Below are 13,417 nucleotides of genomic sequence, written 5' to 3' on the forward strand. Positions count from 1 at the left end.
CAGATTGCACCGTTGTAGTGCGAATGTACCCCTAATGGGGCATACCACAATCTGCTTACCGGGCAAATAAAAACCGGATTGCTATCACTATCCCTTATAACACCGCCTGTGGCGGGCAACGGCAGCGGAAATGAAAAGCTGGCAAGCAAATTGCAAAACCAGTTTCATCATACTTCCAGCGTTGACGCTGGCGTTCCTTACAGGAGGCAAAATGAACTTAAGACGACTGAAATATTTTGTGAAAATCGTCGATATCGGCAGTCTGACCCAGGCCGCTGAAGTCTTGCACATCGCCCAACCGGCCCTCAGCCAGCAGGTCGCGACCCTGGAAGGTGAAATGGACCAGCAGCTTCTGATACGCACCAAGCGAGGGGTCACGCCAACGGAAGCCGGTAAAATCCTTTATACCCATGCGCGGACCATTCTGCGCCAGTGTGAGCAGGCGCAGCTGGCGGTCAATAACGTCGGCCAGACGCTGCGTGGCCAGGTCTCGATCGGCCTGGCGCCGGGCACAGCGGCCTCCGCCATTACCATGCCGTTGCTGCAGACGGTGCGTAATGAGCTGCCCGAGGTGATGGTCTATCTGCAGGAAAGCAGCGGCACTGCGCTGAATGACAAGCTGCTGGCGGGCCAGCTGGATATGGCGGTGCTGTATGAGCGTTCGCCGGTGGCCGGCATCGTCAGCCAGCCGCTGCTGAAAGAAGACCTCTACCTGGTCGGCACCCGCGACTGCCCGGGGCAGAGCGTGGACCTTACGGCGGTGGCGGAGATGAACCTGTTCCTGCCGCGGGATTACAGCGCGGTACGGGCGCGGGTCACCGAGGCGTTCACCCTGCGTCGTCTGTCGGCGAAAATTATCGGCGAGATCGAATCCATTACCACCCTGACCGCGGCCATCGCCAGCGGCATGGGGGCGACGGTCCTGCCGGAATCCGCTGCCCGCTCCCTGTGCGGCGCGGCGAACGGCTGGATGGCGCGGATTAGCACGCCGTCAATGAGCCTGTCGCTGTCGCTGAACATGTCGGCGCGCGGCGGTTTGTCGCCGCAGGCGCAGGCGGTGAAGGAGATCTTGCTGTCTCTGGTGAGCCGTCCGTCGCTGGAGAACCGCGAACTGCAGCTGGTTAGTTAGGCTATATTCTCTTAAGGAATAAGTTGCTGGTTTTTATTATTTGTTACCCGGGACAACAGACTTTAACAATAGCAGATACGTTAAGTCCATTGGCCCGGAGGAAAGGGTGAACTTCCAGCAACTGAAAATTATCCGTGAGGCGGCCCGTCAGGATTACAACCTGACGGAAGTCGCGAATATGCTCTATACCTCGCAGTCAGGCGTCAGCCGCCATATCCGGGAACTGGAAGAGGAGCTGGGGATTGAGATCTTTATCCGTCGCGGCAAACGCCTGTTAGGCATGACCGAGCCGGGTAAAGCGCTGTTATCCATTGCTGAGCGGATCCTCAATGAAGCCAGCAACGTCCGGCGGCTGGCGGATCTCTTCACTAACGATGCCTCCGGCGTCTTAACCATCGCCACCACCCACACCCAGGCGCGCTACAGCCTGCCCCCGGTGATTAAAGCTTTCCGCGAGCTGTTCTCCGACGTTCGCGTCGAGCTGGTGCAGGGCACCCCGCAGGAAATCGAAGCGCTGCTGCATAACGGCGGGGCGGATATCGGCATCGCCAGCGAGCGTCTGAGCAACGACCCGACGCTGGCGGCTTTCCCCTGGTTCCGCTGGCATCACAGCCTGCTGGTACCCAAAGAGCATCCCCTGACCCAGGTGTCTCCTCTGACGCTGGAGGCGATTGCCCGTTGGCCGTTAATCACCTATCGCCAGGGGATCACCGGCCGTTCGCGGATCGATGAGGCCTTCAACCGCAAAGGGTTGATGCCGGATATTGTGCTGAGCGCCCAGGATTCCGATGTGATCAAGACCTACGTCGAGCTGGGGCTGGGCGTCGGGCTGGTTGCCGAGCAGTCCGGGGATGCCCGCGAAGCGGATACCTTTACGCGGCTCGATACCCGCCATCTGTTTGATGCCAATACCGTATGGCTGGGACTGAAGCGGGGTCAGCTGCAGCGTAATTACGTCTGGCGCTTTATCGAATTGTGCAATGCCGGACTGTCGCTGGATGAGATCAAGCGCCAGGCGATGGAGCCGGAAGAGGCCGCTATCGACTATCAGATTTAAGGAAATGCTGGCCAGCGGATCGGGGAGAGGAAATGCCGCTATAATTCACACACGAGAGTCGCGACTGAGGAAGGGAAAATGACGATGCGGCGTGTGACATTACTCTGTTCGGCGCTGATGCTGTTCGCCAGCCACAGCGCGCTGGCCGTCAGCTATCCGCTGCCGCCGGAGGGGAGCCGTCTGGTGGGCAGCGCTTTTACCATTGCCGTGCCGGAGAACAACACTCAACCACTGGAAAGCTTTGCCGCCCAGTACGGCCAGGGGTTGAGCAATATGCTGGAGGCGAACCCCGGCGTCGATGTCTATTTGCCGCACTCCGGTTCGACGCTGACCATTCCGCAGCAGCTGATCCTGCCTGACACCGTGCGTGAGGGGATCGTTATCAACGTCGCCGAGATGCGCCTCTATTATTACCCGCCGCTGGGCAATAGCGTGGAAGTCCTGCCAATCGGCATTGGCCAGGCGGGACGCGAAACGCCGCGTAACTGGGTGACGGCGGTAGAGCGCAAGCAGGAAGGGCCCACCTGGGTACCGACCGCCAATACCCGCCGTGAATATGCGAAAGAGGGCAAAACCCTGCCGGCAATGGTGCCGCCCGGCCCCGATAATCCGATGGGGCTGTATGCGATCTATATCGGCAGGCTGTACGCCATCCACGGCACCAATGCCAACTTTGGCATCGGGCTGCGCGTCAGCCAGGGATGCATCCGCCTGCGCAATGACGACATTAAATTCCTGTTTGATAACGTGCCGGTGGGGACGCGCGTCCAGCTGATCGATCAGCCGGTGAAGTACACCGTGGAACCGGATGGCAGCCACTGGCTGGAGGTGCACGAGCCGCTGTCGCGCAACCGGGCGGAATTTGAATCCGACAGAAAAGTCCCCTTGCCGATGACCTCGGCGCTGCGCGAATTTACTCAGGGGCCGGGAGTGAGTCCTTCGCAGGCCGAGCAAACCCTGCAGCGCCGCTCCGGCATGCCGGTGAATATCAGCGCCACAGCGGCGCAGGGGAGTTTGTAGTGGGTCGTTTAGCCTGATTAACGGCTATTGTAAGAAGGCTCTTTTGCTGTCGATGCATTCAACGTTGTTGGGGATAAGGATCGGGAAACCGATCCTTAACTTATCAACAGTGGCGGTGATGGCGTGTTAATGAGGGCGCCAGGAGAGGCTCAGGCGGGGATGATAAAGTCTGCAAATATATCTATGGACTTAATATTGTTACTGAGGATCTTTTTGGGCTGCCATTGTCCATGAAAGCGAATATCCCCGTTATGATAGCCAATATCCAGAATATAAGACGGATGAGTTCTGCTGAATCCCTATTGTCAAAACACGCCTGACCACAGTCACTACTACTGACCCCCATCGTCGTTGATAAGCGAATCAGGGGGCTGGGATGTCGTTATTTATTGTTGGCAATCGGGACATGCTGCTGCATCACTTCAACGATCCAGTCAATAAAAACGCGCAGCTTGGCGTTGACATGGCGGTTCGGTGGAAACGCCAGGTACAGAGGCATTGGGCTAATCCGCCATTGTGTAAATAACGGAATCAAAGCGCCAACGGCCTGATGCGCTGCCGCCATATAGTTGGGCAGCGCAATCACGCCTAAGCCAGCTAACCCAGCTTCGAGGTAAGCATTGCCATCATCCACGGCAAGGACGTAGTTGCCCGTGATTTCAATACGTTCATTCTCACAGCGCAGTACCAAAGGATCAATCTTACTGGTGCGTGAGGACAAGAATCCCACTATGCAATGGTCAGTATTTTGCAGCTCTCGCGGGTGTGCGGGAGCGCCAAGGCGTTCCACATAACGGGGGGCGACGTAGACGCCGATTGGCAAATCGCCGACATGGCGTGCGATTAGGGACTGGTCGGTGATTTCGCCCCCGCGCAGGACGCAATCCACGTTGTCGCCGATCAGATCTACCTTCCGGTCGCTCACGCCCATGTCGAACTGAATATCAGGGTAGCGGGCGTGGAAAGCCGGTAGCGCCGGCACCAGGATGAGGCGGGCTAGCGGACTGGGCACATCCACCCGTAGCCGTCCCCTGGGCGTCATCGCCGCACTGGACAGGCTGTTTTCAGCATCCTCCATGTCCGCCAGCAGGCGGATGACGCGCTCGTAGTAGACCGCGCCATCGGGAGTCACTCCAAGCTTGCGGGTGGTGCGATGGAGCAATTTGACGCGCAGTCGCGCTTCCAGTTGCTGAATGAGTTGCGTCACCGTGGTTTTGCTCATATGAAGCGTTTGGGCAGCCTTCGTGAAGCTCCCTGCCTCCACCACCCGAGCAAAGGCGCGCATCGCATCGAAACGATCCATTTCTTATCCTGTCTTTCATCGATTGTTTGGATATTACAAACAATGAGGGACAAAGTCGCTTGTTTATCCGCCCGATCTGGCCGTTGTACAGTGTCTTTATATTCACCGGGCTGATTTCGCCCCAGTATAAAGGTACAAACATGACAGCACGCGAAGCCGTTTTTCCCCACGGTCGGCAGGCGCTCTATGAGCGCAATCGTTATTCACCGGCCATCAAATCCAATGGTTTCTTGTTTGTTTCGGGGCAGGTAGGTAGCCACGAGGATGGTTCGCCTGAGCACGATCTGAAAGCACAGGTCAGGCTGGCGTTCAAAAATCTTAATGCTGTGCTCGCGGCGGCGGGCTGCACGTTTGGGGACGTGGTTGACGTTACCCTCTTTGTCGTCGATCCTGAGTCAAATCTCGACGCTATCTGGAGTATCCTGCCAGAATATTGGGGAGAAGCGCCTTACCCTACGCTGACCGGGATCGGCGTGACGTGGCTTTATGGATTTAAGTTCGAGATTAAGGTTATTGCCAGGCTACCCTAAGCGTTACGGGTCTTTCCGCCAGTTGGGCAGCCCGCGCTGTCTGTAGCGGTAAATGCCGAATCGGGATCTTCTGCTACGCAGCGGCAGACCCAGTGGTTACCGTCGGATCGAAAGTCTGTAGCCATAAGGTTGGGAGCAGCGGCGCTGCTTTTCACCTGCGGGGATCGCATACGGAACGTTGGACGGTACCAACGGTACGATGCTGCTTATACCCGCTGGCGGGGGGCTCACGGAAAGCAAAAAGCCCGCTCAGGTTTCCCTGAGCGGGCTTTTTAAATTTGGCTCCTCTGACTGGACTCGAACCAGTGACATACGGATTAACAGTCCGCCGTTCTACCGACTGAACTACAGAGGAATCGTGTGAACGAGGCGCATACTACTGGCCCGGCATTTTTGTGTCAACACTAAAATTAACCTGCTGATTCAACTGGCTAAATTTAGCTCAACACGTTGTTTTAGTGAACAATGCGCCGATCGTCTTCGTCCTGCAGGCCATTTTCACGTCTGCGCGCCAGCGGATCCTGGCGGTAAAAATGGCAAAAACGCTGCCACAGGGCCGGGAAGCGGGGCGCGAACAGTTCAGGCGCGCTGAAAAAATATTCCGAAAGGACGGCGAAGCACTCCGCGGGATCGGTGGCGGCATAGGCGTCAATGCTGGCGGCGCTTTCCCCTACCAGATCTATCTCATCCTGAATGTTGTTCATCGCCGCGTGGAGATCGTGCTCCCAGCCGGCGACTTCGCGCAGTGGGATCAGCGGCACCCCGCTGGCCCGATCGCCATTCCGCGCATCAAGCTTATGCGCCACCTCATGCACCACAAGGTTAAAGCCTGACGCATCAAAGGAGTCCTGAATATCCAGCCAGTTCAGCACCACGGGACCCTGCTGCCAGCTTTGCCCCGACTGCACCACCCGCTGGTTGTGGACCAGACCAATATCATCCTCCCATTCATCATCCACGACAAACGGGGCAGGGTAGATCAGCACTTCATGAAAACCGTCCAGCCACTCAATCCCCAGCTCAAGTACCGGCAGGCAAAAGAGCATAGCTATCCGCGCCTGGTGCAACGGAGTCAGCTCCAGCCCCTGAAGCGCCACCAGACGTTTTTGCTGTAAGAAACGGGCAGCCATCTGCGTCAGCTTATGCTGCTCAGCGGGCGAAAGGTGGGCTAAAACCGGAATGGCAAGCGCTTGCTCCCAGGGCATCTCTGCGTTGCCGGACTCATCATCTGCTTTCCAGGGCCATTTAAACATCATATTGCTCGCAAAGTCGTCACTTGAACACGATTACCGAAACGGGAGCTATTAAAATGCCAAAGATCCTGGCATTATAGCAACCACAACAGCGGAGAGATGCCGGAGCGGCTGAACGGACCGGTCTCGAAAACCGGAGTAGGGGCAACTCTACCGGGGGTTCAAATCCCCCTCTCTCCGCCAACTATTCTTTCTCTGACCATTCCCCTTCAATAACACCGTTAGCTTCAGGTATAACGCCTGCGCTGGGGTATCGCCATCATCATCGTCCTGGTTTCAGCGTAAAGACGCGGTAGTGCGCCTTGTCCTTTTGTGGTCTTACCGCCGCAATTTGCCCGAACGAGCTTAAACGCATCATAAAGAGGGAAGGTACGCCTGGAAAGCGGCAATGTTGAAAAGAGTGATCTCAACGGAGCGGGAACAAGAAAAAGCCCGCTGAGCGCGGGCTTTGATGGGGATCAGAACTGGTAAACCAGACCGAGGGCCACGATATCATCGGTCGAGATACCGTTGTTGCGGTAGAAGCGGTCGTCTTCATCCAGCAAGTTGATTTTGTAATCCACATAGGTGGACATATTTTTATTGAAGTAGTAGGTCATGCCGATGTCGACATACTTGACCAGATCCTTGTCGCCATAGCGAGAATAGTTGTAAAGATCTTTCCCCTTCGATTGCAGATAGGCCACGGATGGACGCAGCGGTAAATTATACTCATCGAACTGGTACTGGGCGACGACTTCAAAGTTCTGCGTCTTGTTGGCAATAGCGCCGTTGCCGTAGAAGGTCATGTTGCGGGTTTCCGCATACATGGCGGCCAGATAGATGTTGTTGGCGTCATATTTTGCGCCGACGGTCCAGGCCTCGGCTTTATCACCGTTAGCGTAAATATGGCTGCTGCGTGCTGCCGCCAGCTGGTTATGGGTACGGTCGGAAGCCGAGTAGGCGGCCCCGAAGCTGATGCCCATATCGAGATCGTAGTAGCTGGAAATACCAAACCCATCGCCATTTTCCCGCGCCAGTTTACGAGCGCCGCCGTTGTTTGTGCCTTCGCCAGAACCGGCGTTTTCATTATTCCCCTGATACTGCAGGGCGAAATGCAGGCCGTCGACGAGGCCGAAGAAATCGCTGTTACGGTAGGTGGCCACCCCGTTGGTGCGGCCGGTCATGTAAACGTCGGTCTGAGTGTAGGTATCGCCGCCGAATTCCGGCAGCATATCAGTCCAGGATTCGATGTCGTACACCACGCCGTAGTTACGGCCATAGTCCAGTGAGCCATAGTCAGCAAACTTCAGACCGGCGAAGGCCAGACGAGTCCATGAATTCGCGCCTTCTCCTTCGCTGGTGTTCGCTTTGACATTGTATTCCCACTGACCGTAGCCGGTTAACTCGGAAGCGATCTGCGTTTCGCCTTTGATGCCTAAGCGAGCATAGGTCTGGTCGCCGTCCTCGCTGGTGTCGTCAGAGAAGTAACGCAGGCCGGCGACTTTCCCATAAAGGTCCAGTTTGTTGGCGTTGTTGTTATAAATTTCTGCAGCATTAACGGCATTGACCATGAGTAATGCCGGTACCATGAGTGCCAGTACTTTTCTTTTCATTATATATTCCCTTTTAATAATAATTTCTGTGAATTATGACAATCCCTCCGGAATGCCTGTCAGATACTAACGACTAAGTTCATTTTTATTTAAAATAAAATATGTAAATAAATAATGTAAGATATTACAAGATATTTCTATGTGGTTCATTATATTAAATTTAAATGAATCTGTTTTAATGATTATTTTGTTGTATAGCAATAAGTTATGTTGCTGCGTTGCGATCGTGGTTAACTGAATGAAATCATTTATATTAATTTACAGCGAGTTGGTCATTCAGTCTTTAAATATAATTTATTAGTCAATGTCGCCGGCGGAGGGATAATTACACTACGCGGCATGGCTGGGTGTCGTTAATGTTTAAGTCCGTGGTAAAGAATAAAAAAACCACCCCTGCGTATTTCCATTGGCAGAATAAGTGATAAGTGGGTGCAGAAGACAAGGATGAAACTGCTGCCTGTGGCGCAGCATGGCGGTATAATGTGATGAGCGTCACGTTTTTGAGTGGCGGTAGTATGATTTGTCACGGAGAGGAATGAGATGGAAGAGCAGGCAAAACGCAGCCCGGGCGGCAAACTTGCGCTATGGGCGTTGTATGCCTTTTGCGGATATTGTGTCTGGGTCATTGTGCGTTACTGGTGGGTGGTGGGAAAAATTCACAGTGTCCCCGGCGCCAGCGCGGAGGGCGACTTTGGCACCATGGCAGGGAAATGGCTTGGCGCCCTGTTGGGAATGCTGGTACTCGCCGGCATTGGCGCGATCCTCGGCGCTGTCGTCTGGTATACACGGCCCTCCGGAAGCGGGCGGGATCATCGGTCGTAAAGTTGCTATGCTCGAGGCTGACCTACAGATAAAGGAACGCCTATGAACCTGGTTGACTGGCAGCAGCGATTTGAGCACTGGATACTGACGCACCACGCCCGGGAGGATGCGGCGCACGATCTGTCCCATTTTCGTCGCGTCTGGGCCACCGCCACCCGGCTGGCCGCCGGGGAGGAGGAGGTCGACGGACTGGTGCTTCTCACGGCCTGCTATTTTCATGACATTGTCAGTCTGCCTAAAAATCATCCGGAGCGAAGCCGCTCCTCGATGATGGCTGCCGAGAAAACCCTGGCTATTTTGCAGTCGTCGTTTGCCGATTTTCCCGCAGACCGGTATCCGGCGGTCAGCCACGCTATTGAGGCGCACAGCTTCAGCGCGGCGATCCCGCCGCGCACGCTGGAGGCGAAAATCGTCCAGGACGCCGACCGTCTCGAGTCGCTGGGGGCGATAGGCCTGGCGCGGGTCTTCGCCGTCGCCGGCGCCCTGAACACCATTCTGTTTGATGCCGATGATCCTTTCGCCGACCGGCGAGCGCTGGATGACAGAAAATATGCCCTCGACCATTTCCAGTGCAAGCTCCTGCGCCTGCCGGAAACCATGCAGACCGCCGGAGGAAGGGCTATGGCACAGCATAATGCGCGCTTCCTCGTCGAGTTTATGGCCAAGATCAGCGCGGAGCTGAAGGGGGAACCCCTGGCGCTGGATGAGGCGGTTTTACGCCGCTTTGCACCGCAGCCGTCAACCGACCAGTGATTTATGGTACTCTCTGCAAAAATCGTCCGCGCTGGTTGAGGATATGCCACAAAAGTTAAGCAAGGAAAACAGGTCGTTGTCATTGACGGAACAGGCCGGTGAAGAGGCTCAGGCGCTGCTGCGCCAGCTGATGACGATCTACGATGTAAAAACGCTGGTCGCCGAACTGGTGAGCGTCGGGGAGCAGCACTGGAGCGCGGCGATCCTCAAGCGCGTGGCGGCCCTCAGCCGCGCGGCAGCGCGTTTGCGTCCGCAGGAGGTCGCTCATCTGGCGACGCTGCTGCCGTCGCCGCCGGCCCATCATCCGCACTATGGATTCCGTTTTGTCGATCTGTTTGCCGGTATCGGCGGGATCCGCAGCGGTTTTGAAGCTATCGGCGGGCAGTGCGTCTTTACCAGCGAGTGGAACAAGCATGCGGTGCGCACCTATAAGGCCAACTGGTATTGTGATCCGCAGCAACACCGTTTCAATGAAGATATTCGCGATATCACCCTCAGCCATCGCCCCGACGTTAGCGATGACGAGGCGGCGCAGCATATCCGCGAGACTATCCCGCAGCATGATGTGCTGCTGGCCGGCTTTCCCTGCCAGCCTTTCTCACTCGCCGGCGTGTCGAAAAAAAATGCCATGGGTCGCGCCCACGGCTTTGCCTGCGAAACCCAGGGGACGCTGTTTTTTGATGTGGTGAGAATTATCGCCGCCCGTCAGCCGGCGATCTTTGTGCTGGAGAATGTCAAAAATCTCAAAAGCCACGATCAGGGGCGGACCTTCCGCATCATCATGCAGACGCTGGATGAGCTGGGGTATGAGGTCGCTGACGCCGGGCATAGCGGGCCGGACGATCCGAAGGTGATCGACGGGCGCCATTTCTTACCGCAGCACCGGGAGCGCATCGTGCTGGTGGGCTTCCGTCGCGATCTGCAGCTGCACGAGGGCTTTACGCTGCGCGATATCGCGGCGCTGTACCCGGCGGTTCGGCCAACATTTGGCGAGCTGCTGGAGCCGACGGTGGATGCTAAATTTATCCTCACGCCGGTACTGTGGAAATATCTTTATCGATATGCCCGCAAACATCAGGCGCGGGGCAATGGCTTTGGTTATGGCCTGGTGGACCCCGCCAATCCCCACAGCGTGGCCCGGACGCTCTCCGCCCGCTACTATAAAGATGGCGCCGAAATTCTCGTCGATCGCGGCTGGGACCGGCCGCTGGGCGAGACGCATTTTGACGATCCGCAGAATCAACAGCGGCGTCCTCGTCGGTTGACGCCGCGGGAGTGCGCCCGGTTGATGGGTTTCGAATCGCCTCAGGGGGCGCGTTTCCGCATCCCGGTGTCGGATACCCAGGCCTATCGTCAGTTCGGCAACTCGGTGGTGGTTCCGGTCTTCGCCGCGGTGGCGAAGCTCCTGGCCCCGCGCATCGCTCAGGCGGTGGCGCGTCGCGAAGCGGGTGATAACGATGGCGGATGTTCACGATAAAGCCACGCGCAGTAAAAATATGCGGGCTATCGCCACGCGCGATACGGCGATCGAGAAGCGGATAGCGGCGCTGTTGACTCAGGCGGGATTCACCTTTGTTGCCCAGGATCGCGAGCTGCCGGGACGCCCTGATTTCGCTTTACCCGATTACCGTTGCGTCATCTTTACCCACGGCTGTTTCTGGCATCACCATGACTGTTACCTGTTTAAGGTGCCGGCCACCCGGACCGCGTTCTGGCTGGACAAGATCGCCGGCAACGTGGCGCGCGATGCCCGTGACCGGCAAAAGCTGGCCGAGCAGGGCTGGCGGGTGCTTATCGTCTGGGAATGCGCCCTGCGCGGTCGGCTGAAGCTGAATGACGAGGCGCTCACCGAGCGTCTGGAAGAGTGGATCTGCGGCGCCGGACACGACGCGCAGATCGACACCCAGGGTATCCGCGAACTGGCGCTTATTTCGACGCCTTACAAGGGGTAGCTTCGCTGCGAACCGGGAAGAGATATTTCCCCAGCGTCACCAGCACGACGGCGAAAATAATCACCGCCAGCGCCAGCCACTCGATCAGGGACAGGCTTTCGCCACCGAATCCGGTACCAAGCAGAACCGCCACCACCGGGTTAACATAGGCGTAGCTGGTGGCCACCGCCGGGGTGACATTGCGGATCAAAAACATGTAGGCGTTGATGGCAATCAGCGAGCCAAAGATAGCCAGGTAGGCCACAGCGGCGATCCCGGACCACGACGGAACACGGGTTAAGGTTTCGCCGCTCAGCCATGACGCGGCCAGCAGGACGATCCCGGCGGCGAGCATCTCGATTGCCCCCGCCATCATGCCGGTCGGCAGCTCGATCCGCGAGCCGTAAACCGAGCCGAAGGCCCAGCTCAGGGAGCCAATCAGGATCAGCAGCGCGCCCCAGGGGTTGCCGTTCAGGTTGCCTCCGCTGTTAAGCATCACAATACCCGCGAGGCCAATGGCAATCCCCAGCCATTCCAGTTTACGAGTGGCGATGCCGAAAAAGCGGCTGAAGCACAGGGTGAACAGCGGAACGGTGGCGACCATGACCGCGGCGATCCCGGAGGGAACGTGCTGATGTTCGGCCAGGGTGACAAAGCCGTTGCCGACGGCTAGCAGCAAAACCCCGATCAGCGCGGCGTTAAGCAACGGTCCGCGGGCCGGCAGTTTATGGCCGGTGGCCAACAGCCATCCCAGCAGCAGCACGCCGGCAGAGAGAAAGCGAATTCCGGCCATCATCAGCGGCGGCCAGCTGGCGACGCCGACGGCGATGGCGAAATAGGTAGAGCCCCAAATGATATACAGCGCAAACAGCGCCCCGATAAGCGGTAACAGCTGACGGGTAGACATACTTCCTCACGACGGTGCAGAGATAGAAAGGGGACATATAGTAAACGTGAAAACTATCCTGCTGGCGAGCGCTTAATTTGCGTCAGGTTGTTAAATTTATATTGACTAATTGTACCTTGGGCAGCGGCCGTTTTTTAACGCATACTCGAGGGAGACATTGATGAAAAGAGAAGGAAAATCATTTTGGCAGGAAGTAGTCTTTTAACATTACTCGATGATATCGCCACGCTGCTGGACGATATTTCCATGATGGGCAAGCTGGCGGCGAAAAAAACGGCGGGGGTGCTGGGCGACGATCTCTCCCTCAACGCCCAACAGGTGACCGGCGTGCGGGCAAATCGTGAGCTGCCTGTGGTCTGGGGCGTGGCGAAAGGGTCGTTCGTCAATAAAATCATCCTCGTGCCGCTGGCCCTGCTAATCAGCGCCTTCATTCCCTGGGCGATTACGCCGCTGCTGATGTTGGGCGGCGCGTTTCTCTGTTTTGAAGGGGTGGAAAAGGTGCTCCACAGCCTGGAAGCGCGTAAGCACAAAGAGGACCCAGCGCAACGGCAGCAGCGTCTTCAGGCGCTGGCGGATCGTGATCCGCTGGCCTTTGAGCGTGACAAAGTCAAAGGGGCGATCCGCACCGACTTTATTTTGTCCGCGGAAATTGTCGCCATCACCCTCGGCATTGTCGCGGAAGCGCCGCTGCTGAATCAGATCCTCATTCTGTCGGGGATCGCGATTCTGGTCACCGTCGGGGTCTATGGCCTGGTGGGGGTGATCGTCAAACTGGATGACATGGGCTACTGGCTGGCGGAGAAACGCAGTACCCTGGCGCAGTGGCTGGGCAAAGGGTTATTGACCGTGGCGCCCTGGCTGATGAAAGTGCTCTCTATCGTCGGAACGCTGGCCATGTTCCTCGTGGGCGGCGGGATTGTGGTTCACGGTATTGCGCCGCTACACCATGCCATTGAGCACTGGAGCGCGGGGCTGGGCGGCATGTTGGCCGCCTTGCTGCCGATGGTGGCTAATCTGGTGCTGGGTTTTATCATCGGCGCGGTGGTGCTGGCGGGCGTCAAGGCGGTCAGTCGCCTGCGTGGCGCGGTGAAGTAGTCAGGTGCGGCGCCGCATGACG

General features: G+C 57.0%; 13 protein-coding genes and 2 tRNA genes. 10 read left to right on the forward strand and 5 right to left on the reverse strand.

Annotated elements, in window-relative coordinates:
- The first annotated feature begins 211 nt into the window (after nt 1-211).
- The 3 genes from nac to ldtA all read left to right on the forward strand — a co-directional run bounded on the left by nac (nt 212) and on the right by ldtA (nt 3,206).
- The gene (gene nac, locus ACOI6Z_RS02545; protein ID WP_004203498.1) at nt 212-1,129 is read left to right on the forward strand and encodes a nitrogen assimilation transcriptional regulator NAC; all 918 of its coding nucleotides are present in this window, start codon (nt 212-214) and stop codon (nt 1,127-1,129) included.
- A 106-nt stretch (nt 1,130-1,235) separates the two neighbouring features.
- Complete coding sequence (gene cbl / locus ACOI6Z_RS02550; RefSeq protein ID WP_023287797.1) at nt 1,236-2,186, forward strand: HTH-type transcriptional regulator Cbl; 951 nt, start codon at nt 1,236-1,238, stop codon at nt 2,184-2,186.
- A 78-nt stretch (nt 2,187-2,264) separates the two neighbouring features.
- Nucleotides 2,265-3,206, forward strand: a complete 942-nt coding sequence (gene ldtA, locus ACOI6Z_RS02555; protein ID WP_023290298.1) for a L,D-transpeptidase — start codon at nt 2,265-2,267, stop codon at nt 3,204-3,206.
- 382 nt (nt 3,207-3,588) lie between these two features.
- Here ldtA and ACOI6Z_RS02560 read toward each other — a convergent pair whose 3' ends face one another.
- The gene (locus ACOI6Z_RS02560; protein ID WP_112201418.1) at nt 3,589-4,509 is read right to left on the reverse strand and encodes a LysR family transcriptional regulator; all 921 of its coding nucleotides are present in this window, start codon (nt 4,507-4,509) and stop codon (nt 3,589-3,591) included.
- Nucleotides 4,510-4,649: 140 nt separating this feature from the next.
- On the opposite strand from ACOI6Z_RS02560, the gene ACOI6Z_RS02565 reads away from it, so the two are divergent.
- Complete coding sequence (locus ACOI6Z_RS02565) at nt 4,650-5,039, forward strand: RidA family protein (protein ID WP_186983073.1); 390 nt, start codon at nt 4,650-4,652, stop codon at nt 5,037-5,039.
- Nucleotides 5,040-5,318: 279 nt separating this feature from the next.
- Here ACOI6Z_RS02565 and ACOI6Z_RS02570 read toward each other — a convergent pair.
- Both ACOI6Z_RS02570 and mtfA read right to left on the reverse strand, forming a co-directional pair.
- Nucleotides 5,319-5,394 (reverse strand) — tRNA-Asn (locus ACOI6Z_RS02570).
- Nucleotides 5,395-5,494: 100 nt separating this feature from the next.
- The gene (gene mtfA / locus ACOI6Z_RS02575; RefSeq protein ID WP_183129973.1) at nt 5,495-6,295 is read right to left on the reverse strand and encodes a DgsA anti-repressor MtfA; all 801 of its coding nucleotides are present in this window, start codon (nt 6,293-6,295) and stop codon (nt 5,495-5,497) included.
- A 90-nt stretch (nt 6,296-6,385) separates the two neighbouring features.
- Between mtfA and ACOI6Z_RS02580 the strand changes: the two genes are divergently transcribed.
- Nucleotides 6,386-6,475 (forward strand) — tRNA-Ser (locus ACOI6Z_RS02580).
- 275 nt (nt 6,476-6,750) lie between these two features.
- Here ACOI6Z_RS02580 and ompC read toward each other — a convergent pair.
- Nucleotides 6,751-7,887, reverse strand: a complete 1,137-nt coding sequence (ompC, locus tag ACOI6Z_RS02585; RefSeq protein ID WP_044524020.1) for a porin OmpC — start codon at nt 7,885-7,887, stop codon at nt 6,751-6,753.
- Between the two features lie 540 nt (nt 7,888-8,427).
- On the opposite strand from ompC, the gene drpB reads away from it, so the two are divergent.
- From drpB to ACOI6Z_RS02605, 4 genes are all read left to right on the forward strand, one after another.
- On the forward strand, nt 8,428-8,709 hold the full coding sequence (drpB, locus tag ACOI6Z_RS02590; RefSeq protein WP_023290293.1) for a cell division protein DrpB: 282 nt from the start codon (nt 8,428-8,430) through the stop codon (nt 8,707-8,709).
- A 42-nt stretch (nt 8,710-8,751) separates the two neighbouring features.
- On the forward strand, nt 8,752-9,462 hold the full coding sequence (locus ACOI6Z_RS02595) for a phosphohydrolase (protein WP_050533833.1): 711 nt from the start codon (nt 8,752-8,754) through the stop codon (nt 9,460-9,462).
- Between the two features lie 76 nt (nt 9,463-9,538).
- Nucleotides 9,539-10,939 carry a DNA cytosine methyltransferase gene (locus ACOI6Z_RS02600; protein WP_023290291.1) on the forward strand — a complete coding sequence of 467 codons (1,401 nt, stop codon included), beginning with the start codon at nt 9,539-9,541 and terminating at the stop codon, nt 10,937-10,939.
- Complete coding sequence (locus ACOI6Z_RS02605; protein WP_050533831.1) at nt 10,920-11,414, forward strand: very short patch repair endonuclease; 495 nt, start codon at nt 10,920-10,922, stop codon at nt 11,412-11,414. The genes ACOI6Z_RS02600 and ACOI6Z_RS02605 overlap by 20 nt, the downstream gene beginning before the upstream one ends.
- On the opposite strand, the gene yedA is transcribed toward ACOI6Z_RS02605, so the two are convergent.
- A complete protein-coding gene (gene yedA / locus ACOI6Z_RS02610; protein WP_023290289.1) occupies nt 11,389-12,300 on the reverse strand; it encodes a drug/metabolite exporter YedA in 912 nt (303 codons plus the stop codon). The genes ACOI6Z_RS02605 and yedA overlap by 26 nt on opposite strands.
- Nucleotides 12,301-12,483: 183 nt before the next feature.
- On the opposite strand from yedA, the gene ACOI6Z_RS02615 reads away from it, so the two are divergent.
- Nucleotides 12,484-13,395 (forward strand): DUF808 domain-containing protein, encoded by a 912-nt coding sequence (locus tag ACOI6Z_RS02615; protein WP_044524012.1) that lies wholly within the window; start codon nt 12,484-12,486, stop codon nt 13,393-13,395.
- Nucleotides 13,396-13,417 lie beyond the last annotated feature (22 nt).

This window comes from Klebsiella sp. C239, assembly GCF_048822715.1.
In the GTDB taxonomy this organism is placed as follows: Bacteria; Pseudomonadota; Gammaproteobacteria; order Enterobacterales; family Enterobacteriaceae; genus Klebsiella; species Klebsiella quasipneumoniae.

What these genes read in the sequence shown, in the direction of transcription:
- nac (WP_004203498.1), top strand. Translation starts at nt 212, where the DNA reads ATGAACTTAAGACGACTGAAATATTTTGTGAAAATCGTCGATATCGGC.
- ldtA (WP_023290298.1), top strand. Translation starts at nt 2,265, where the DNA reads ATGACGATGCGGCGTGTGACATTACTCTGTTCGGCGCTGATGCTGTTC.
- ACOI6Z_RS02560 (WP_112201418.1), bottom strand. Translation starts at nt 4,509, where the DNA reads ATGGATCGTTTCGATGCGATGCGCGCCTTTGCTCGGGTGGTGGAGGCA.
- ACOI6Z_RS02565 (WP_186983073.1), top strand. Translation starts at nt 4,650, where the DNA reads ATGACAGCACGCGAAGCCGTTTTTCCCCACGGTCGGCAGGCGCTCTAT.
- mtfA (WP_183129973.1), bottom strand. Translation starts at nt 6,295, where the DNA reads ATGATGTTTAAATGGCCCTGGAAAGCAGATGATGAGTCCGGCAACGCA.
- ompC (WP_044524020.1), bottom strand. Translation starts at nt 7,887, where the DNA reads ATGAAAAGAAAAGTACTGGCACTCATGGTACCGGCATTACTCATGGTC.
- drpB (WP_023290293.1), top strand. Translation starts at nt 8,428, where the DNA reads ATGGAAGAGCAGGCAAAACGCAGCCCGGGCGGCAAACTTGCGCTATGG.
- ACOI6Z_RS02595 (WP_050533833.1), top strand. Translation starts at nt 8,752, where the DNA reads ATGAACCTGGTTGACTGGCAGCAGCGATTTGAGCACTGGATACTGACG.
- ACOI6Z_RS02605 (WP_050533831.1), top strand. Translation starts at nt 10,920, where the DNA reads ATGGCGGATGTTCACGATAAAGCCACGCGCAGTAAAAATATGCGGGCT.
- yedA (WP_023290289.1), bottom strand. Translation starts at nt 12,300, where the DNA reads ATGTCTACCCGTCAGCTGTTACCGCTTATCGGGGCGCTGTTTGCGCTG.